The sequence below is a fragment of the Paenibacillus sp. Y930 genome, assembly GCF_056786375.1.
The window spans coordinates 846,110-867,176 of record NZ_JBXCIX010000001.1; the positions used below are offsets into that span (position 1 = coordinate 846,110).

General features: G+C 41.4%; 17 protein-coding genes and 1 other annotated feature. All 17 genes read right to left on the reverse strand.

Annotation, left to right across the window (positions count from 1 at the left end; all coding sequences use genetic code 11):
- Positions 1 to 4: 4 nt before the first annotated feature.
- Positions 5 to 667, reverse strand: a complete 663-nt coding sequence (locus tag AC1TO5_RS04055) for a septum site-determining protein MinC (protein ID WP_482061490.1) — start codon at positions 665 to 667, stop codon at positions 5 to 7.
- Between the two features lie 58 nt (positions 668 to 725).
- On the reverse strand, positions 726 to 1,256 hold the full coding sequence (gene mreD / locus AC1TO5_RS04060) for a rod shape-determining protein MreD (protein ID WP_482061491.1): 531 nt from the start codon (positions 1,254 to 1,256) through the stop codon (positions 726 to 728).
- Positions 1,253 to 2,137, reverse strand: a complete 885-nt coding sequence (mreC, locus tag AC1TO5_RS04065; protein WP_482061492.1) for a rod shape-determining protein MreC — start codon at positions 2,135 to 2,137, stop codon at positions 1,253 to 1,255. Before mreC ends, mreD begins: the two co-directional genes overlap by 4 nt.
- A gap of 39 nt (positions 2,138 to 2,176) precedes the next feature.
- Positions 2,177 to 3,202: a rod shape-determining protein gene (locus AC1TO5_RS04070; protein ID WP_482061493.1), complete on the reverse strand. Its 1,026-nt coding sequence runs from the start codon at positions 3,200 to 3,202 to the stop codon at positions 2,177 to 2,179.
- Between the two features lie 41 nt (positions 3,203 to 3,243).
- Entirely contained in the window at positions 3,244 to 3,933 is a 690-nt protein-coding gene (radC, locus tag AC1TO5_RS04075) for a RadC family protein (protein ID WP_482061494.1), read from the reverse strand.
- Positions 3,934 to 3,963: 30 nt separating this feature from the next.
- Positions 3,964 to 4,617 carry a Maf family protein gene (locus tag AC1TO5_RS04080; RefSeq protein ID WP_482061495.1) on the reverse strand — a complete coding sequence of 218 codons (654 nt, stop codon included), beginning with the start codon at positions 4,615 to 4,617 and terminating at the stop codon, positions 3,964 to 3,966.
- Between the two features lie 73 nt (positions 4,618 to 4,690).
- Complete coding sequence (locus AC1TO5_RS04085) at positions 4,691 to 4,933, reverse strand: DUF4321 domain-containing protein (protein WP_482061496.1); 243 nt, start codon at positions 4,931 to 4,933, stop codon at positions 4,691 to 4,693.
- A 58-nt stretch (positions 4,934 to 4,991) separates the two neighbouring features.
- Positions 4,992 to 6,290: a hypothetical protein gene (locus tag AC1TO5_RS04090; RefSeq protein WP_482061497.1), complete on the reverse strand. Its 1,299-nt coding sequence runs from the start codon at positions 6,288 to 6,290 to the stop codon at positions 4,992 to 4,994.
- A 494-nt stretch (positions 6,291 to 6,784) separates the two neighbouring features.
- Positions 6,785 to 8,176 carry a UDP-N-acetylmuramate--L-alanine ligase gene (gene murC / locus AC1TO5_RS04095; protein WP_482061498.1) on the reverse strand — a complete coding sequence of 464 codons (1,392 nt, stop codon included), beginning with the start codon at positions 8,174 to 8,176 and terminating at the stop codon, positions 6,785 to 6,787.
- Positions 8,177 to 8,183: 7 nt separating this feature from the next.
- The gene (locus AC1TO5_RS04100; protein ID WP_482061499.1) at positions 8,184 to 9,566 is read right to left on the reverse strand and encodes a bifunctional folylpolyglutamate synthase/dihydrofolate synthase; all 1,383 of its coding nucleotides are present in this window, start codon (positions 9,564 to 9,566) and stop codon (positions 8,184 to 8,186) included.
- Positions 9,567 to 9,589: 23 nt separating this feature from the next.
- Positions 9,590 to 12,235 (reverse strand): valine--tRNA ligase, encoded by a 2,646-nt coding sequence (locus tag AC1TO5_RS04105; RefSeq protein ID WP_482061500.1) that lies wholly within the window; start codon positions 12,233 to 12,235, stop codon positions 9,590 to 9,592.
- Positions 12,236 to 12,352: 117 nt separating this feature from the next.
- Positions 12,353 to 12,589: a binding site (T-box leader), on the reverse strand.
- A gap of 60 nt (positions 12,590 to 12,649) precedes the next feature.
- Positions 12,650 to 14,383, reverse strand: a complete 1,734-nt coding sequence (locus AC1TO5_RS04110) for a methyl-accepting chemotaxis protein (RefSeq protein WP_482061501.1) — start codon at positions 14,381 to 14,383, stop codon at positions 12,650 to 12,652.
- Positions 14,384 to 14,580: 197 nt separating this feature from the next.
- The gene (locus AC1TO5_RS04115) at positions 14,581 to 15,945 is read right to left on the reverse strand and encodes a LysM peptidoglycan-binding domain-containing protein (RefSeq protein ID WP_482061502.1); all 1,365 of its coding nucleotides are present in this window, start codon (positions 15,943 to 15,945) and stop codon (positions 14,581 to 14,583) included.
- 85 nt (positions 15,946 to 16,030) lie between these two features.
- Positions 16,031 to 16,996: an RluA family pseudouridine synthase gene (locus AC1TO5_RS04120; RefSeq protein WP_482061503.1), complete on the reverse strand. Its 966-nt coding sequence runs from the start codon at positions 16,994 to 16,996 to the stop codon at positions 16,031 to 16,033.
- Positions 16,997 to 17,202: 206 nt separating this feature from the next.
- Positions 17,203 to 18,501, reverse strand: coding sequence for a glutamate-1-semialdehyde 2,1-aminomutase (hemL, locus tag AC1TO5_RS04125; protein WP_482061504.1), 1,299 nt, complete (start codon positions 18,499 to 18,501; stop codon positions 17,203 to 17,205).
- Positions 18,502 to 18,506: 5 nt separating this feature from the next.
- On the reverse strand, positions 18,507 to 19,502 hold the full coding sequence (gene hemB, locus AC1TO5_RS04130) for a porphobilinogen synthase (RefSeq protein WP_482061505.1): 996 nt from the start codon (positions 19,500 to 19,502) through the stop codon (positions 18,507 to 18,509).
- Between the two features lie 14 nt (positions 19,503 to 19,516).
- Positions 19,517 to 21,067, reverse strand: a complete 1,551-nt coding sequence (gene cobA / locus AC1TO5_RS04135) for a uroporphyrinogen-III C-methyltransferase (RefSeq protein ID WP_482061506.1) — start codon at positions 21,065 to 21,067, stop codon at positions 19,517 to 19,519.

Sequence of the window (21,067 nt, forward strand, 5' to 3'; positions counted from 1 at the left end):
TCTCTTACACTCCCCTCATCATAATTGGCAGTCTATTCTCTCGATGTAGTAGCGTTAGCTTCTGTATAATCATCGCATTATCTTGTATATATGCATATTCCATAAAACCATCTGTTGCTTCCCACTCTTCCAGTGGTCTACTAATAATTTCATGGATTTTCAATTGAGTCGGTTTAAGATACGAGGCAACAATAATCGCATCCTCTCGTCCATTAGCACCTGCATATGCTTGTCCTTTAAGCGATCCCATAATATAAATATCACCACTACAGCGGACTACTCCACCTGGATGCACATCACCTATGAGCAATAAATCTCCGTCAAACTCAATAACTTGGCCAGATCTAACGATCATTGACATAACCTTCATTTCAGCATGGGCCTTATTTTTATCTTCGGGAGGTATATCGCTTTCAAATGCTTGGATCATAAGATTACCTTGCGAACGAATAATATCCGAAATTGACTTCGATTGTTCTTCCGTAATAACTCTTCGTCCAAGCTTAATAGTAATATGAATTAAAGGACCAGATAATAATTGTTGATGGGTTTTTTCGATTTTATACTTTAACTCGGAAATGAGCACCTCGAATTCACACTTATCGTCGAGAAGGAAAAGCAGACCATCCTTGACACCCTTTATCATAATATGCTGTTTTTCAGTCATCTAAGTCCCTCCCAACGTAATGTATTCTCGATATGTTCAAGCTATTCCTTCTTAGCGGCTATAATTCCTCAGCTGAATCTGAAGAACGTCTTTGCTTTCCTAGCTCAAACATTTTACGTACTGGTATGTATATGCATAGTGCAAAAACAAGCTGCAAAAATAAACTTGGTAAAATATATTGAATTAATGCCCACGGATAGGAACCCGTCGTAAGCTTAAATACTTTATTAACAAAGTATAACGCTGAATCATATCCAATCGTTGCAAAACCAATAGTCGAAATGGCAAGCATAAGTGTAGCTTTTTTACGTTCTAGTAAAATACCACTCAAATAGCCTATCAATCCCATGAAGAAGAAATGAGTGCCTATAACATGACCGTAATACATAATATCCTGTAGCAGTCCAAAGCCCATACCTAATGCAAGCGCTTGATGACGACTACCATACATGGAAGCGAAAATTACCATTACAAATGTAAAATGAGGAATAATTCGATCACCATAACTGCTAGGTATTATCCAAGGCATTAAAGCTCCTTCTAATACAAAAACAATAAGTATGATCAGAACGATTCGATTCAAGCTCATGGCGTAAGCTCCTCATCTTCGGTAATTTGCGGAATTTTCACAACGAATACTTCTGTTAATTGATTTAAGTCAACAAAAGGCTTAATCGTTGCCTCATATGTTAATCCGAAATCACCAACCTTCAATGATTCAACCGTACCAATTTGCAAGCCTCTAGGATAAATATTACCAAGTCCAGATGTAATGACGATATCATCCTTAGCAATCGGATCACTCTCACCAATTTTCGTCATCATAATGCGCTCTAATTCAGCGTCATAATCTGTAAGAACACCGAATGAATCTTTTTCTTTATTCATAACCGTAGCTGAAATCGCATTAAATGCTGTCGATAAAGAATTAAGCTCCGTGTATGGCGTAACAGATGCTGTAAAAGGAGTTACAGCATTAACTAGACCGACTAAACCATCAACGGTCACAACTGCCATATCTTTTTGCACACCTTGTTTGGAGCCTAGATTAATATTGATCGTCCGATTATTCGCATCATTACTGACAGAGATAACTTGTGCGATCATGTATGTATAATCATACATCTCCTTCTGGTGTGCAGTGAAATAAAGTTCATCTTGTAACCGTTCATTCTCATTTTTCACAAAATTATATTCAACTTTATCTCTTGCATACTGAGCAGCAAGCTTACGAAGTTGCTCATTTTCCTCATAGATTGACGAAAGATTCTTCATATCTTGAAAGAAGCCCGCTACTGCACCAGCGGGCCGATAAATAACTTGTTGAATACTACCTATGGCATCTTTCAAAAACTTCTCAGGCCATGTAAGGGATTGTCTACCACCAATAGACAATCCAATCATAATAATAAATATTAGAAAACCGATCATCAACAAAAAAAGTCGCTTATTCTTTAATAAATTGAACAAAAGTTTTCACCTGCCATGTGTGAGATTCCAGGCATAAGCTTAGCGCTTAGATTTGAGTGAAGTTTTTGATCTGAACAAATCAAGATGCTCTAACGCAAGTCCTGTTCCAATCGCTACACAATCCAAAGCATTGTCCGCTACAATAACCGGCATTCCCGTCTCTTTTTTTAATAGTTGATCCAAATTAGCAAGTAGTGCTCCACCACCTGTTAATACAATGCCACGATCTATAATATCTGCTGATAATTCAGGAGGACATTTTTCAAGTGTAACTTTCACTGCGTCTACAATTGCAGTAACTGTATCCATTAATGCTTCCGTCACTTCATCAGAGGAAATCGTTAATGTTTTCGGCAATCCAGTTAACATATCGCGGCCACGAATATCCATTGTTTTCGGCTGAGATAATTTTGTTGCTGAACCAATTTCAATCTTCAGCTGTTCAGAAGTCCGTTCACCAATTAATAAATTATAATGCTTTTTAATAAACTGGATTATCGATTCATCCATATTGTCACCTGCAACACGGACAGAACGGCTAGTTACAATACCACCAAGTGAAATAACGGCAACTTCCGTTGATCCACCACCAATATCTACTACCATGCTACCCGTTGGTTCCCATACAGGTAGATTTGCTCCAATAGCAGCTGCAAATGGCTCTTCGATCGTTTGTGCTTCTCTTGCACCTGCCTGCTTAGCTGCATCCTCCACAGCACGTTTCTCAACTGCTGTAATTCCGGAAGGGACACAGATCATAATATTCGGATGATTCCCGAATAAAGAACGGCTTTTCTGAGCCTTTTTAATAAAATATTTAATCATTGCAGAAGTAATATCAAAATCAGCAATAACTCCATCTCTCATTGGACGAATCGCACTAATATTACCTGGCGTACGTCCAATCATTAGCTTTGCATGTTCCCCTACTTCTACAATTTCCTTTGTATCATTACGAATCGCGACCACAGATGGTTCGCGCACGACAACACCTTTTCCTTTAATATACACTAAAGTATTAGCTGTGCCTAAATCAATTCCTAAATCTTTCGAACTTCCAAACATGATGTAACTCCCTTCTAGTCGGTCAATCCCTATACATTATATTATAGATAGCCCTGCTCCTTCAAACTAACGAATTTTCCATCGCCAATAACAAGGTGATCAAGTACCTCTATACCAATTAGGGAGCCCGCTTCAACCAGTCTCTTCGTAATCTTAATATCCTCTGGACTTGGTGTAGGGTCACCGCTAGGATGATTATGAGCACATACTATGGAAGCACTACTATTACGTATTGCTGCACGAAATACTTCTCTTGGATGAACCAATGATGCATTCAATGTTCCAACAGATAATGTTTCCTTCGCAATAATCCCGTTCTTCGTATTCAAAAACAGACATATAAAATGCTCTTTCTTCAAATATCGCAGTTCCTCCATAATGTACATTGCTGCATCATTAGGACTTTTCACAATTACAGTATCTCCAAGCCTGCTGCGTGCAACACGCTTGCCGAGCTCAATTCCTGCATGTAATTGTAATGCTTTTGCTTGTCCAATTCCTTTAATAGCGGTAAGCTCATCTACACTCATATCTACCAGTTGTCGCAAACTTCCGCAATGCTGTAGTACCGTTGTTGCCAATGCTACAACTGATTGGTTTTTCGTGCCTGTTCTAAGCAATATCGCTAATAACTCTGCATGACTTAATGCATCGGCCCCATATGTCATCATGCGCTCTCTAGGACGTTCGTTATGGGGGACATTACGCAAGCTAGACCCACTGTCTGCCATGTCCATTTCCCACCATTCCTTATCAATTAGTTATTGTAATACCATTACATCAAAATGCATTAGCATTTCTGCCACAAGCGAAACTGGCAAACCGACAACATTAAAATAGCAGCCTGTAATAGAATCAACGAGGATAGAACCTTTCCCTTGAATGCCATAGGAACCGGCTTTGTCAGCACTTTCTCCAGTTGCAACATAGGAACGAATCATTTCTACAGAGAGAGGACGCATCTTTACATGAGTCACCCGATGTTGTACAAGCGTCTCACCAGTACGTGAATGAAGTAATGTTACTCCGGTTAGCACCTGATGTTCTCTGCCTTGTAAACGCATCAGCGTCGTGACAGCATCTTCGATGGAAGTAGGCTTCCCTAATATATCATTATCCAACACAACAATCGTATCTGCAGCTAATATTAATGAATTCTCATCAAAAGAAAATTCTAATACTTCTCTAGCAAGAATAGCTTCCCTAACTGCAGTCGCTTTAGCCAAGCTTAACTGTTCCACCGTTTCACTTGGCGACCAATCTGCTTGAATAGTTTCGTCCGTATCCAAAGAAAAAACAGACACCGGCAAGGAAAGGTCGAGTGTGGCGACCAGTTCCTTCCGGCGCGGTGACGATGAAGCCAGTACTAACCGACTAATCGATTTATGTTCATATGACATTATGCAATCATCCATCTGCTTACTACTCCTTTTTAACGCTCACTTCCATGCAAGACATCGCAGTCACAGTCAAGCATTTGAACTCCAATTATAGCTTACGATACCACCATATCGCTACTAGCATTCCTATAATGCTCAGTAGACTAATATTAATCTCTATCGATAAGTCAACGACAATGACATGAAGATCAAAGAATGGTGACCATTCCGTCGTGAGTCCTTTTGTTAGAAAGGTTAGTCCTGGTACCGCATCAAGCCAGTAGCCGATAAGTGAACCTGCAAGTAAACCTAGTAGAATGAGCAATAACAATATCCACTTACTTTTCTTCAACAGTCCAATTCCCTCCCTGACTACATCTTACTGTTTCTATTATACGCACCAATATAGTCTATGACAATCCGTTAACTTGCTCAAACCATTCTTTTTGTGCAAGTACCGCTTTTATAATTGCTGCTTCTACTCCCCAAATGTTTTTTGCACTTGGTTTTTCTTGGTATTTCAGTAGCTGTTGTTGTGCTAGTTGTAACGATTGTTGTAATTGTGTTGCTTGCAATTCATTCGCAGTACCTTTGAATCCATCTATCGCTTCTTGTGCAATAATTTCCCATTTGTCGTATTGCATTTGCGATGCTTGTTGCGCAGATGAACCTATAACGCTAAGTGTAGGCTGCTCTAATTGTGCAGCTACAAGATCAGCATACATTCCGATAAGCTGATTACTACTTTGAACATACGATTCTAATTGCGTTGCTTCACCACCGTATTGTACTTTTTCTGGTAATTGCAATACTATTTCTTTACGATATAATTCAAATCCTGATACTGCAGTTTTGAACGGCTCTATATTATTCAGTGAAGTAGCGATAGCTGCATAAACAAAATATTTACCATTATTTACTTGCGTATATTCCGCAGCATAACCTGCTTTTTGCAAAGCGGCAATCACTTCATCTCTTGTATCTTCTTTACTGAATACCCCTGCCTGTAACAATTGATAGCTATACTGGGCTTCAGACATATTAAGAAATACCGTCGGAACATTGTCAACTGTAGATGGCAATACTTCTGCTTGATCAACTACTGCATCACCTATTGCGGTAGGTTCCGTTGACTTACTACTTGGCCAAAGCACAGACCCAAATACTTGGACAAGCAACAAATAACCGAGTAAAGTACCCGTTAATACTGCGCACAGTACAGCAACTAATCCATTCGTCCAACTAAACTTCCCTTTGCGTCTACTTACTTGCACCTCGTGTAACAGTGGCTCGCCATGCAATGTCGGTGCTGTCCAGTCTGGTTGATGTGAATCATCATACAAATGCGACGCTCCCCGATCAGATTGATGTGAATCATCACGCAATTTCGGCGCTGTCCAGTCTGGTTGATATGCATCATACATGGAACGCGATGCCTCAAGGTCATAGCTGTCTAGATCGATATGTTGATGTTGATGCTGATGCTGTTCCTGTTCTGCCAGAGAAAGCCGCCCCTCATTTAAAGACGCTCGTACTTCTCCAGTATCTGCAAGGACACCATCACTATTACGAATTAATTGCTCTAATTGCTCAATATTCAACTCTTGTGTAGAATCAACCTCGCTCACTATTGGATGTTGCTGCTGTAAAGAATCTATTTTATTTCCATTACGATCAAATCGATAAGTAATTCGGTTTTGATGTTGCATTTCTATCACTCTCCTTCTTTTATCTCTATAAGTCTATGAAACTTTCAGACATAATATGATAGAAGATTGCGGAGAGAACTAATCAAAGTGGTTGTGGGTAGCGCTCCGAGAACTAATCGCTATTCTGATCGCCGTTGTACTCGGATTTATTGTAATAGGGATAGCGGTATAAATCCGAGTACAAAAACGACCGCTATCGCTTCTCCACCAGCGATTGGTTCTCTCCGCTACGGCGTAGGTGAAGGGATTAGTTCACTTTGCTACGGTGGAGGTGGATGAAAGGATGCATAGCTGTAGCGTCGTTTTTGGCGTTACAGAGCGAAAGTAGCAATGTATGAAGGAGCTAACAAAGTAACTTTTTCACTTATTTCGACTCGCAGTGTAAATGCTGGGAAGATTTCCGAAAATAAAACAGCATCCAAGTAGGGTCATATAGACGACCAAACTTAGATGCTATTTGAAGACTAATGCTAATCGAAAGCTAATGCAAAGTTTTATCCTTTTATAAATTCGCCTAGCGCATGAGAAACTTTCCAAACATCTCCAGCACCCATCGTAATGACTAGATCACCCGGCCCAATTGTTGCTTTCAATTGCTCAAGCACTTCTTCATTCGTAGCGATATATTGTACATTGTGTTGACCACTGGCTTTAATCAATTCAACTAATTTTTGCGACGATACGCCCTCTATTGCTTCCTCACCAGCAGGCGAATAAATGTCTGTAATAATAACAGCATCTGCTTCAGGGAATGCTTTACTAAATTCATCTAGTAAGAAGAATGTACGTGTAAAGCGCTGCGGTTGGAATACGACAGTAATACGCTTCCCTGTTGCTTTTGAGGCATTAATCGTTGCCACAATTTCCGTTGGATGATGAGCATAGTCATCAACAATAAGCATGTCACGTACGTCTGCCATCACTTGGAAGCGACGCTTTGCACCTACGAATAATGTGATTGCTTTACGTAGCGCTTCAAGCTCAACACCAGCCTCTAAGCATGTAGTGATTGTTGCTATGGCATTGTACACATTGTGTATACCTGGTACTGATAGCACGAATTGACCTAATGATGTTCCATGATAAGACAATTCAAAGCTAACCGTACGGTCACCTTCGATAATATTACTTGCCATATAATCTGCTTGCTCATAAATGCTATAAGTAATAAGTTGCTGTTCACGTAATGTAGCATCCTCATATACACGAGGCAATAACTCTCTAACATTATGATCATCAAAACATACAATTACTTTGCCATCAGTCTTCACTTGCTTCAAAAACTGTACGTAGGCCTTTTTAATATTTTCAAAATCACCATCATAATTTTCAAGATGATCAGCTTCAATATTTGTAATAACAGCGATTTCCGGGAAATAATGAAGAAATGACCCATCACTTTCATCAGCTTCTGCTACAAGGTATGATCCTTTGCCAGCTTTAGCATTTGTTCCTAGATTGACGATTTCACCGCCAATAATATAAGTAGGGTCCTGCTTTGTCATTTCCATCACAAGTGCAATCATAGAAGATGTTGTCGTCTTGCCATGTGCACCAGCAACAGCTATACCTGAAGTAGCATTAAGTAGTTTAGCTAACATTTCCGCACGATGTAGCACCGTAATACCCGCTTCTTTAGCTGCCACAAGCTCGATATCTTCTTGACTTATCGCTGTAGAATATACAACGATCGTAGCCCCTTGCATATGAGAGACATCGTGTCCGATCACAATCGATGCGCCTTGTTCACATAATTTTTGAGATAATGCTGAATGTGCAACATCAGATCCTGTTACTTTATAGCCCATTTCCATAACGACTTTAGCGATAGCACTCATGCCGTATCCACCAATTCCAATGAAATGAACATGTTCATTTGCTTTCAAAGAGAATTCACCAGCCTTTTTCTGCATCCTTGTTGTGTAGCATATACGAGCGTACGTCTCCTATCAAATACAATGTACCAGTAACAACTGCAAGATCTGATTCATTTGTTTCTTCAAGTAATAGCTGTATTGCTTGCTTCCAATCCTTCTCTACAATAACTCGCGGAGGGTTGGAAAGATTAAGTTCAACTACAAGATCTTGCACCAGAGTAGCTAATTCATTGGCATCTTTCGCCATCCGATAATTAGGCTCTGTTAAGATCAATGTATCCGCTAATGGTAATATATGCTTCAACGTGTCATGGTGACTCTTATTCTCAATCATTCCCATAACAAGATGCAATTTTTCATATTTATAAGTTGTCTTAAGTGCGCTTGCCAGTGCTGCAGCACCTTCTGGATTATGTGCACCATCAATAAGTAGACGTGGTTGCTGCTGAATCATCTCCAAACGTCCAGGCCAAGTTGTCATTTTCATACCTTCAAGTAAATCTTCATCACTAACAATAAGTGCTTGGTACTGACGTAAAATTTCAATTCCCATCATCGCTACCGCAGCATTTTGACGCTGATGCGCCCCGCTTAACGTAATCGTAACCTCTTCTATATTACGGAAAAGACCTTCAAATCGGAATTGCTGCTCAAATTCATCAACATATAATGGCATTTGATCAAATTGCTGCTGATATAAATAGATTGTGCTTTTTTTCTCTTTGGCATACTGCGCAATCACTTCAATCGCTTCGGGTTGCGTGACACCTACAATAACTGGCACACCAGCTTTAATAATCCCTGCTTTTTCAAGTGCAATCGCTTCAAGCGTATCGCCTAATCTGTCCATATGATCATGACCAATATTCGTAATGATCGACAATGCTGGCGTAACAACGTTAGTTACATCCAATCTACCACCAAGCCCAGTTTCCCACACTACATAGTCAGGATACGTTACTGTTGCGTAGAATAGAATAGCAATCGCCGTTGTCACTTCAAACATTGTTGGAGAACCTAGTTCAGTTGCTGCCATTGCTTCAGCAAGTGGACGAACTTTATTCGCCAATTCCAACAATACATCCTCTTCAATATCTTCACCATTATACTGTAAACGATTCGTAAACTTTGTAATATAAGGTGATGTGAATGTACCTACATCATATCCGCTTTTTTGAATAACATGAGTAAGATATGAGCATACAGAACCTTTACCATTCGTACCTGCAACGTGAATAAATTTCAAACGACGATGAGGATTACCTAGACTCTCCAGCAATTGTTCAATGCGTTCAAGACCAGGGCGAATGCCGAATGGAATCAACGAATTGATCCACTCGGTAGCCTCCACATAAGATTCCATTGAGCTTACTTGTTGTTGGTTCATTTCTACGCTCATGAGAATACCCCTTTTCTAATCACCTAATTAGTACGCAATTCAGCAATACGGGCAACAACTTTATTACGTTTTTCTGCATAATCATTCATCTTCGCACGTTCTTCGTCAATAACTTTTGCAGGAGCCTTCGCTACAAAACCTTCATTCGAAAGTTTTTTCTCAACGCGCTCTACTTCTTTGTTCAAATGATCAACTTCTTTTTCTAAACGAGTAATTTCCTGAGCAATATCAAGTAGACCTGCTAGTGGCAAGTACAGATCTGCACCTGTAATAATAGCAGACATTGCTTTTTCAGGAGCTGAAATTTCAGTAGAAATTTCAAGCGAAGACGTCCCACAAAAACGTTTAATAAACTCTTCGTTGGAAACTAGAATACGATACTCAGCATCAGAAGCTGGTTTCACAAGCAATTCTACCTTTTTACTCATCGGTACATTTAATTCCGCACGAATGTTGCGGATAGCACGGATCATTTCCATTAGCAGTTCCATTTCTTTCACTGCTTCTGGAGCTTCCAGCGCAGCATCATATACAGGCCATGCAGCAAGTGTAATCGTCTCGCCATCATGTGGTAGATGCTGCCATATTTCTTCAGATATGAAAGGCATGAATGGATGAATCAAACGCTGTGTACGATCAAGCACATAAGCAAGTACTGATTGCGTACCAGCTTTTGCTTCTGCATCGTCGCCATTCAAACTTAATTTGGAGAATTCGATATACCAGTCACACAGATCATCCCAAATAAAGTTATAAAGCACGCGGCCTGTTTCACCAAACTCATAGCTATCAACTAGTCGTGTCACATCACGAACGGCTTCATTCAAGCGATGCAAGATCCAGCGATCTGCTGTTCCGAGCTTGCCGGTAATATTAATGTCTTCATAAGTGAAACCTTCAAGATTCATCAACGCGAAGCGAGAAGCATTCCATATTTTGTTAGCAAAGTTACGAGCTTGTTCTACCTTCTCATAACGGAAGCGCAAATCTTGACCAGGCGTACTACCTGTTGAGATCATAAAGCGCATAGCATCGGCACCATATTGCTCGATAACTTCAAGTGGATTAACACCATTGCCTAGTGATTTAGACATTTTTTGACCATCTTTATCACGTACAAGTCCATGCAATAGCACATCTTGGAATGGCATTTCATCTGTAAATTCAAGTGCTGTAAAGATCATCCGTGATACCCAGAAGTAAATAATATCGTAGCCAGTTACAAGTACATTCGTTGGATAGTAACGTGCTAAATCATCAGTCTGTTCTGGCCAGCCTAATGTTGAGAAAGGCCATAATGCAGAACTGAACCATGTATCTAGTACATCATTATCTTGACGAAGATTAGCATCGGTCTGATCTTCAGCAGATACGATAATCTCGCCATTTTCATCATTATAAAATGCCGGAATACGATGTCCCCACCATAATTGACGAGAAATACACCAATCACGCACATTTTCGATCCAGTTCAAATAGATCTTTTCAAAACGATCTGGCACGAAACGTACGCCTTTACCAGACTTTTGAGCAGCAATAGCCGCTTCTGCAAGTGGTTTCATCGCTACAAACCATTGTGTAGATAGATACGGCTCTACAACTGCTCCACTGCGCTCACTATGACCAACTTGATGTAAGTGATCTTCGATTAATACACACACGCCCTGCTCTTGTAGATCACTTACGAGCTGCTTACGGCAATCGAAACGATCCAACCCTTTATATGGACCTGCCTCATCGTTCATCGTACCTGTTTCGTCCATCACAATAATTTGCGGAAGGCTATGACGCTCACCAACTTCAAAGTCATTCGGATCATGTGCGGGCGTAATCTTCACTGCGCCAGAACCAAAATCCTTCTCTACATATTCATCTGCAATAATTGGAATTTCACGATTAACAATCGGAAGGACAATCATCTGTCCGATCAAATGTTTATAGCGATCATCTTCGGGATGTACTGCTACTGCTGAATCACCTAACATCGTCTCCGGACGTGTAGTTGCCACTGTAATAAAGCCGGTTCCGTCTTTCAATGGATAACGTAAATGATACAAGTGACCGTTAACCTCTTTATGCTCCACTTCAATATCAGACAACGCAGTACGAGCTACAGGGTCCCAGTTAATAATTTTTTTACCACGATAAATTAATCCTTTTTCGTATAGACGCACAAACACTTCACGAACTGCTTTATTCAGACCATCGTCAAGTGTAAAGCGTTCACGTGAGTAATCAAGAGATAGCCCCATTTTTGCCCATTGGTCGTGGATTGTCTCAGCATATTGATCTTTCCATTCCCATACTTGCTCAAGAAATTTTTCACGTCCAAGATCATGTCTAGAAATACCTTGCTCACGTAGTTTTTGTTCTACTCTTGTTTGCGTTGCGATACCTGCATGGTCAGTACCAGGCAGCCACAATGCATCATACCCCTGCATACGCTTAACACGGATAAGAATATCTTGAAGTGTAAAATCTAACGCATGACCAATATGCAACATTCCTGTTACGTTCGGGGGTGGAATTACGATTGTATATGGTTCTGCCTCGGGACGTTGACCTGCTTGAAAGTAATTACCTTTTACCCAGAAGTCATACCATTTCTGTTCCGCTGCCTTCGGATCATAAGTCGTTGGCATCGTTAAATTAGATTGATTATCTGACATTTGTTCATCCTCCTAAAACTTTTCATTAGCTGCTTGATTGAACTTCACTGTAAAGAAAAGTTACATCGAAAGCGTGGGCATACCAAAATTATGCAACAAAAAAAGCCTTTCATCCTACAAAAGGACGAAAGGCTAGCTTCCGTGGTACCACCTTAATTCCACACTACAAAACCGTAGCGTGGCTCTCATAACAGATAACGGCTGTGACCGGCCTAACCTACATCATAGCTACGCTATGCTCAGCAAGGCAATTCAGAGGTGACCCATATACCTGTTATCCTGCAGAACCTTTCAGCGAACAGTTCTACTCTCTGAAGGTAACGTAAGTATATTATTCCTCATCAACATTATTACACATATATCAATATAATAACGTATGATCAGGCTGTCGTCAATTTCTAACGATGATATACGCTATTTGATTTTGAAATAGGCTACGGATTCATTCAATGTATCCACGACAGCCCCTAGTTGTTCGGACGCAGCAGCTATATTTTGCATCATCGCTAATTGCTCTTCAGTAGCGGCTGCGACCGATTGAGATCTCACGAAAATTTGAGATGTGCTTGCCGCCGCATGATCCATTGTCGCGGAAATTTCCTCGGAGCTCGCTGACATTTGCTCTGTAATCGCCGATGTTTCATGAATTTGAGTTACAATGTGGGCGACAGACTCCATAATCGTAGCAAAGCTTTGATTAACTTCATCCATCATACTTGAGCCTGATCTAGCTACCTGCTTCGTCGTATTCATCGACTCGGATACACTAGAGATCTCAATTCTCGTTTCTTGAATCAAACGGTTGATGCCCTCCGCTGATTCATGTGATTGCGAAGCCAAGAGGCGAATTTCATTAGCTACAACACTAAACCCTTTGCCGTGCTCACCCGCTCTTGCAGCTTCAATAGAAGCGTTTAAAGAAAGTAAATTGGTTTGCTTTGCGAATGTTGTAATGCTCGATGCAATCTCCCCAATCTCATTAGATTTATGTGTTAAAGACTGCACTGTTTCAGATAACTGCTCCACTGAAGCAAGCATATTTACAATTTGCTGCTGAAGATTGATCAGTAACTTATTGCCAACTTCCGCATGACGCGAAGTTAGCGATGAATGTTCCGCCATTACGCCTGAATTATCAGCCACTCTTTGAATTCCAATCGCCATCTCTTCAACCGCTCGGCTCGTCTCTTCACTGCTTTTCGCTTGTACTTCCACATCCTGATTCATCTCTTGAATATCCATAGTTACATGCTCAGCCGCTTTGGCAGATTCCTTGGAACTATCCGATAGCTCAATAGAAGCCTCACGAACAAATAAGGTATTAGAAGCAATCGTTCCAATAAGCTCTTTCATTTTGACTAGCATTATATCGACGGCTTCCGTTATTTTACCAAGCTCGTCGTTGTCATACTTGGTCTGCGGCTCATGGCGTAGATCTCCCGCTGCAACGTCACTAGAAACGCTAATGATTTTCCGAAGCGTTTTCATGATCTTCCTAATTGATGCTACACCTGCTATCGACAGAATAACGAGAATGATCGTCATACCAATATAAAGCTTTGTAGCTGTATTACTATTTTGTTCATTAATATCTACAATACTTTTCAGGGCGTAATCATCCAGAATTTCGCCAATTTGATCCAAGCTCGAGCGAGCTTCTTCAAAGCTTGCTAACAATTGTATATCATCAATGCCATCATTCGCTGATTTCAAAGCGGCATTCGTATCCATAACCCACTGATCGAAAAAGGTTTGAAAATTCGTTGCATTTTGTTCAATCGTTTCCGTCGTCTCCGCATGAGCAGTTTCCATAAGCTCTTTCTTTTGCAAAACATCCAATGTTTGTCCGACTCTTTCATTCGCTTGCTCAATATTTTCTGTCAAAACTTGCAGCTGAGCTGATTGCTCATCCCCACTTAATGTACCCAGCGTCAGCAGCTGAAAAGCTGTTAATGCTTGATACATATCGCGATCAGCATTCAGTATAAGTGAGGTACTTTGACCAGTCGTTTCATACAAAGAAGAAGTCAACTGATCTACAATGAGTTTGTTTTGTTGCACAAAATATACACTTGAACCCATATACATCATTGATGGAATCAATATCAGCAAAATGAGGCGCGTACGTATCGATAGTCTTTTAGCCAATGATAATTCCTCCATATTCATTCTTTTCTCACAACTATATCGGATAATCGTTTAGTGGATGTTAGCAAACTGTTCGTTTTTCGAAAAATAGCAAAAAAAAGGTCCAACGGCATAGTAGCCACTGAACCTATTTACCTATATGGTTGAATACTTTTCTTGGAAAGTAATGTAATTATCGACGAGTTAGCATAATATTTCTAGGGTAAATATAATAATTGCCCTTCAGAAATCGCTGACTCATGCAAATTATTACGCACTAACAACTCTCTCGGATTGATACTATAACGACTTGCAATTTGTTCTAATGTATCTGTTTTTTGCACAATGCACATCCGAATCCGACGGAACTCGTTCTGATCAGGGCGCTTGCTTAAAAATAATTGTTGCCATTCAATTTCCTCATCTACAACATGAGGCTTAGAAGCTTCCTCAAGCTGCCTCTCTGTTTCCAATTGTAAAAGAGTAGCTTGATGAGCAGCTTGTTCGCGCAAACTAGAAGTTAGAACAGAACGAATACCTAATGTTTCATTCTGATTTGAACTACTATTTAAAGCGATATGAACGGAGTGTTCTTGGCTTGTTGGCTCGCTAGTGCCTTCCACTGCTTCGACGTAAGCGGACTCCTCAAACTCTTGCTCCGTTTGCAGATCTCGTTCTGCTTCGTGCATTTCATACTCTTGCTGTTCTCTTCCTTGCTCTAGCGGCGCTTCACTCACAAATTGACCCCAAGGATTCGATGCTGCTTCATGAGCTGCATCGGTTGGTCCCTCTACATAAGCATCAGCAGTATATTGTTGAGCCTCCGCTTCTCGCTTAAGATCCTCATCATTGTATGCGTACAAGACCGCTTGCTCTTCTTCATGCTGGGCGACTTCGTATTGATCTTCATTTTCAATGACTTCATACTGCTCATCTTGCCCGGCAGCTTCGTATTGCTCGGTACGTAGCTCTTCATGTGTTTGCGCAAACACATGCTCTGAAGTTTGCTCTTCTTGCAAATAGCTTGCATAATAGGATTCGCTCTCAACCACTTTTTCTTGAACAATTTGTCTTTGCGCTTCAGCTGTTTCATACTGCTCACTTTGCTGCGCTTCCGTTAGCTCCGTAGCCCACTCAACAGCCTCTTCTTCCGATTCACTACGTTCATGGGATACTGTAAATGCTTCCGTCTCCCACTCACTCACTTCTTCCTCATGCTCAAGCGTAATCCCACGCAATGAAAGGATACCTGTAATATTGAGTGCCCGAGACGATAACAAGACGACATCAAACGTATCGATATCGACCGTAATCTCCTCTATTCTTGACACTCGATTCATTGGTAGCGATATTTCTACAGGTATCCAATGCTCTAACGCGACTTGCTCTTCCTCCGCTCCTTGTGCGCGATAAATCCCGTTCAAGACAAGCTGACCTTGCAATACAGCCTGATCTCCTTGTTCTATCACTTGAATGCGTGGAACAAGCTCAATTTCTTCAAGCTCATCAATCGCTGCGACATTGTCTGGCAAATGTACACGTTCATAAATATCAAAGCGCAGACCATTATTTACTTCAGACATTTGAATGCCTCCCTTCACATAATGAATGCTTGTTTTATTCTAGCTTTCACTATTTATCTATATGGTGAAGGGAGCTTTAGCATGACTATCTTTTTGTTATATATTGCTTTATTTCTGCATACCATGCTGGCAGCTTTGCTTGTACATACACTTGTTCAGATGTTAAAGGATGAATAAAGGTTAGACTTGCTCCATGCAACGCTTGATGGTTAATCCATTTGGTGTCGCCACCATATAATTTATCACCTACTAACGGATGACCTAGATGCTTCATATGAACACGAATTTGATGCGTTCTACCCGTCACCAGTTTTAACGCAACCTCCGTATAATGCTCATATTTCGCAACAACATGATAGTGTGTAAGCGCTGATTCTCCACTTGCTGTTACAACTCTGCGCTTAGGCTCATGTCGATCTTTGCCAATCGGAGCATTTACTGTCCCTGCACCCTGCGACAATACACCGTGAACAATCGCTATATACTGTCGATCCACTTCTTTGTTACGCATTTGCTCATCTAGTTTTAGCTGTGCAAGTTGATGCTTGGCATAAAGGACAGGGCCCGATGTCTCATCATCTAATCGATGGATATGTCTAACGAGAATTGGATCTTGCTTATTAAGCATATAGGCAGCTACAGCTACGTCGAGTGTGTTTTGCTGACCTTTAACCGATCCATGGACTGGCATTCCTGCCGCCTTATAAACGACTAAGCAATGTTCATCCTCGTAAAGCATTTGAACCATATCGTGACCTGAGCTCAACAATTGCCCAGCGCTTCGATACACTTCGTCACGGGTTATATCAACTTCTTGATAAGCTAATAAATGTAACAGATCGCCATTCCACTTCATCCCACCAACAGAAAAAATCTGATTCAACCATTTGGTCGGGAAAAAGGAATAGGCTAGTAGCCATTGTCGCACTTCATGCGGATGACTACCAGCCCTTGGCTGTGTATATGCTTGCTCGTCATCTAACATCTCACCTAACCGTTCCCAGTTCAATACGAGATCCATGCCTTGACGAGTTATAAGCTGATGAAACACAGCATTCACCCCTTCCAATAGAAGTTCAAAAAGCGGGATTTCGAAAGCCGAGAAGATGGAGCGCTACTTGAGAAAGGCGGAAGCGCAAGTGTACGTTATTGGTACACGCGAACCGTACTTTCCAAGTTCGCTTCATATTCGATGTCGACTAAGCTTCGATAGCATAATCATCGTTATCAAAGTCCGCTGTTTTGAACTACCTCTTTTTATTTATTGACTAGCGTTGATAGTGCAATATCATGTGCCGCAATCGTGTTGGCGATATCCTCATCAGAATGCACAATCGATAAAAATAATCCTTCGAATTGAGAAGGTGGAACACTCACACCTTGATTGAGCATCTCTGCAAAATACGCTTTGAAATGATCTAGATTCGCTAACTTAGCCGTCTCGAAGTTAGTAACTTGCTCATTGGTGAAGAATGGACATACCATGGAGCCAATCCGATTAACCGTTAATGGAATGCCATGCTTCGCCGCATTCGCTTCGATACCAGCCTGCAATGCTGCACCTTTTGTTTCAAGCTGAGCATACGCTTCTTTGGTCATTAATTGCAACGTCGCATAACCTGCAGCCATCGCAAGTGGATTTCCTGATAATGTACCTGCTTGATAAATCGGTCCACTTGGGGCAATTTGCTCCATAATGTCACGACGACCACCATATGCGCCCACTGGCAAGCCACCGCCAATAACTTTACCGAAGCAAGTTAAGTCAGGAGTAACGCCTAAGCGCCCTTGTGCACAGTTGTAATCTACACGGAAGCCTGTCATAACTTCATCGAATATAAGCAGACTGCCATATTGTGTTGTTAGCTCACGCAGTCCTTCTAGGAAGCCAGGCTGAGGAAGGACTACGCCCATATTACCAGCAATCGGTTCAACGATGACACAAGCAAGCTCTTCACCATAACGAGAGAATGCCAGCTTCACGCCTTCAAGATCATTGTAAGGGACTGTAATCGTGTTCGCCGCTACTTGCTCAGGAACACCAGGAGAGTCAGGCAGACCTAGTGTCGCAACGCCTGAGCCTGCTTTAATAAGTAGACTATCCGCATGGCCGTGGTATGAGCCTTCAAATTTCAATATTTTAGTACGGTTTGTAAAGCCACGTGCTAAGCGAATCGCACTCATCGTAGCTTCTGTACCGGAATTGACCATCCGTACAATATCTACAGAAGGTACACGCTCACATACTAATTCTGCCATCAATGTCTCAATTTCAGTCGGCGCACCGAAGCTCGTACCTTTCACTGCAGTCGCAGTAATCGCTTCAATCACTTTAGGATGAGCATGACCAGCAATAAGCGGTCCCCATGAAAGGATGTAATCGATATAATTATTTCCGTCGATATCATAGATGCGACTTCCTGCACCGCGTTCAACATAGACAGGTGTTAGCCCTACTGATTTATAAGCACGAACAGGACTATTCACACCGCCAGGAATAACTTTCTTGGCACGTTCAAATGCTTGCTTCGATAATGTATCTATTCTTTGAGCCATTACTTCTACTCCTCCTTCAACCATTTCGCTACATCTTTGGCATGATAAGTAATAATAATTGATGCTCCTGCACGTTTCATGCTTAGCAGTGTTTCCAATACAATTGATCTTTCATCAACCCAACCATTGCTAGATGCTGCTTTCACCATCGAATATTCAGCACTTACGTTGTAAGCAACAACTGGTAGATCAAATTGTTCACGCAATGTTCGCACAATATCAAGATAGGCTAGCGCTGGCTTCACCATCAGGAAATCAGCCCCTTCTGCTACATCACTTTCAGCCTCTCGCAATGCTTCCAAAGCATTAGCAGGGTCCATCTGATACGTTTTGCGATCACCGAATTGTGGCGCTGAATGAGCGGCATCGCGGAACGGACCATAAAATGCCGAAGCATATTTTACGGAGTAGGACATAATCGCAATATCTTCATAACCCGCTTCATCAAGCCCTTGACGAATAGCAGTAACAAAGCCGTCCATCATATTAGATGGGGCAATAATATCAGCTCCTGCTTTCGCTTGTGATACGGCCGTCTTCACTAGCAAATCAAGCGATGCGTCATTATCGACTGTTGCTATTTGCGTCGCTTGATCAAGATGAACAACACCACAATGACCATGATCTGTAAATTGGCAAAGACATGTATCGGCTACAACAACGAGTCCAGGAGCCCATACTTTAATCGCTTTGATCGCCTGCTGAACAATTTCATTATCATCATATGCCGAACTACCGACAGCATCTTTATAGTTAGGGACACCAAACACTAGCACGGATTTGATTCCGAGTGTCACAACTTCCTCGATTTCCAGCTTCAATTGATCCATCGATAGATGATAAACGCCTGGCATAGATGGTATTTCTTCACGAACATTTTGACCATGTGTAACAAATATAGGATAGATAAGATCTTCAACATGCAATCTATTTTCTCGTACCATACTACGCAATGCAGTAGAACGACGTAATCTGCGATTTCTGATTATTGGAAATGTCATCTTGCTCGCCTCCATTATTGTTGAGTTAATCGTCCACGATATTGTACGAGTGCGGCAGTTAACGATTCAACAGTCGCTTCCTCAGCTTCTAGTGTAACCTCAAGACCATATTCACGAATGGTAGCTGAAGTAATCGGTCCTATACTTGCAAGCGGATATTGCTTCAGCAACGCTATAGGATCGTCAATTCCCCCTTGCTTCAATACCGTTATTAGATTTTTCACCGTTGAGGAACTTGTGAACGTGATCATATGAATATGTTTTTCTTTCAACCATTCAAACACAAGTGGCTCCTGCTGCGCTGCCACGACTGTCTCATATATGCTAATCTCATCAGCAATAATACCTTTAGCACGTAACTGCTCGGGTAGAACGGAACGTGCAAGATCACCTCTAGGCAATAACATTCGTTGTCCCGCTGATGCAAATTGCTCTAATGTCTCGACCAAACCTTCAGCATCATAACGAGCTGCCTGATGATCAACAATCAAGCCACGTTCGTAAAGCGCTTCGCTAGTTTTAGGTCCAACAGCCGCTATCTTCGCAGCACTGAAGCGACGTATATCTACTTTATATTGCTTCAACCATTCGAAGAAATAGTGAACACCATTCTCACTTGTAAATACAAGCCAATCATATCGCTGGGCTTGCAATAAGTTTTGTTCTATAGCTTCAACTTGCTCAGGTAGTGAGCTTTTCTTCACTTGGATGACAGGGAATTCGCAAGGTTCGCCACCAAGATCCTCAATAAGTGAAGCAAATTCACTAGCTTGCGACCTAGCACGAGTAACAAGTATACGCATCCCGAATAATGGCATGCGTTCATACCATTGCAATTGCTCGCGTTGTTTTACGACATCACCAACAATGATGATAGCTGGAGATTTGAAGCCCGCATCAGCAACCTGCTCGGCAATTGTACTTAGCGTACCGACGATGGTCTCTTGCTCAGGCGTTGTCCCCCAGCGCACTAAAGCTATTGGTGTATCGCTACTACGACCATGCTTCATCAATTGACTAGCAATATATTCAAGCTTAGCAACACCCATTAGAAATAATAACGTACCCGTAGCATTCGTAACTTTATCCCAGTAAATTGAAACATCTAGCTTATCAGCACTTTCATGCCCAGTAATAATCGATAATGATGAAGCGTGATCTCGATGCGTAACAGGAATACCTGCATATGCAGGAACTGAGATCGCAGAAGTAATACCTGGAATGATCTCAAACGGAATATTATGCTGGCGGAGCAATCCTGCCTCTTCCCCAACACGACCAAAAATAGTTGGGTCGCCACCTTTCAATCTCGTTACCGTATGACCTTCAAGTGCAAGATCAACGAGTAATTGATTAATATCTTCCTGCTTCATCGTATGTCGATCCGGCAGCTTACCTACATATACTCGCTTCACATGATCCGGTGCATATCTAAGCAATCTCGGACTTGCTAAGCGATCGTATACAATTGCCGTACACTGCTCTATACATTGCATACCACGGACGGTAATTAGTCTGGGATCTCCCGGCCCAGCACCGACCAAATATACTTTCCCCTTATTCAT

Excerpts from the sequence above, each read along its gene's own strand:
- AC1TO5_RS04055 (WP_482061490.1), bottom strand. The coding sequence starts at position 667 with ATGACTGAAAAACAGCATATTATGATAAAGGGTGTCAAGGATGGTCTG.
- mreD (WP_482061491.1), bottom strand. The coding sequence starts at position 1,256 with ATGAGCTTGAATCGAATCGTTCTGATCATACTTATTGTTTTTGTATTA.
- AC1TO5_RS04070 (WP_482061493.1), bottom strand. The coding sequence starts at position 3,202 with ATGTTTGGAAGTTCGAAAGATTTAGGAATTGATTTAGGCACAGCTAAT.
- radC (WP_482061494.1), bottom strand. The coding sequence starts at position 3,933 with ATGGCAGACAGTGGGTCTAGCTTGCGTAATGTCCCCCATAACGAACGT.
- AC1TO5_RS04080 (WP_482061495.1), bottom strand. The coding sequence starts at position 4,617 with ATGGATGATTGCATAATGTCATATGAACATAAATCGATTAGTCGGTTA.
- AC1TO5_RS04090 (WP_482061497.1), bottom strand. The coding sequence starts at position 6,290 with ATGCAACATCAAAACCGAATTACTTATCGATTTGATCGTAATGGAAAT.
- AC1TO5_RS04100 (WP_482061499.1), bottom strand. The coding sequence starts at position 9,566 with ATGAGCGTAGAAATGAACCAACAACAAGTAAGCTCAATGGAATCTTAT.
- AC1TO5_RS04105 (WP_482061500.1), bottom strand. The coding sequence starts at position 12,235 with ATGTCAGATAATCAATCTAATTTAACGATGCCAACGACTTATGATCCG.
- AC1TO5_RS04115 (WP_482061502.1), bottom strand. The coding sequence starts at position 15,945 with ATGTCTGAAGTAAATAATGGTCTGCGCTTTGATATTTATGAACGTGTA.
- hemL (WP_482061504.1), bottom strand. The coding sequence starts at position 18,501 with ATGGCTCAAAGAATAGATACATTATCGAAGCAAGCATTTGAACGTGCC.
- hemB (WP_482061505.1), bottom strand. The coding sequence starts at position 19,502 with ATGACATTTCCAATAATCAGAAATCGCAGATTACGTCGTTCTACTGCA.
- cobA (WP_482061506.1), bottom strand. The coding sequence starts at position 21,067 with ATGAATAAGGGGAAAGTATATTTGGTCGGTGCTGGGCCGGGAGATCCC.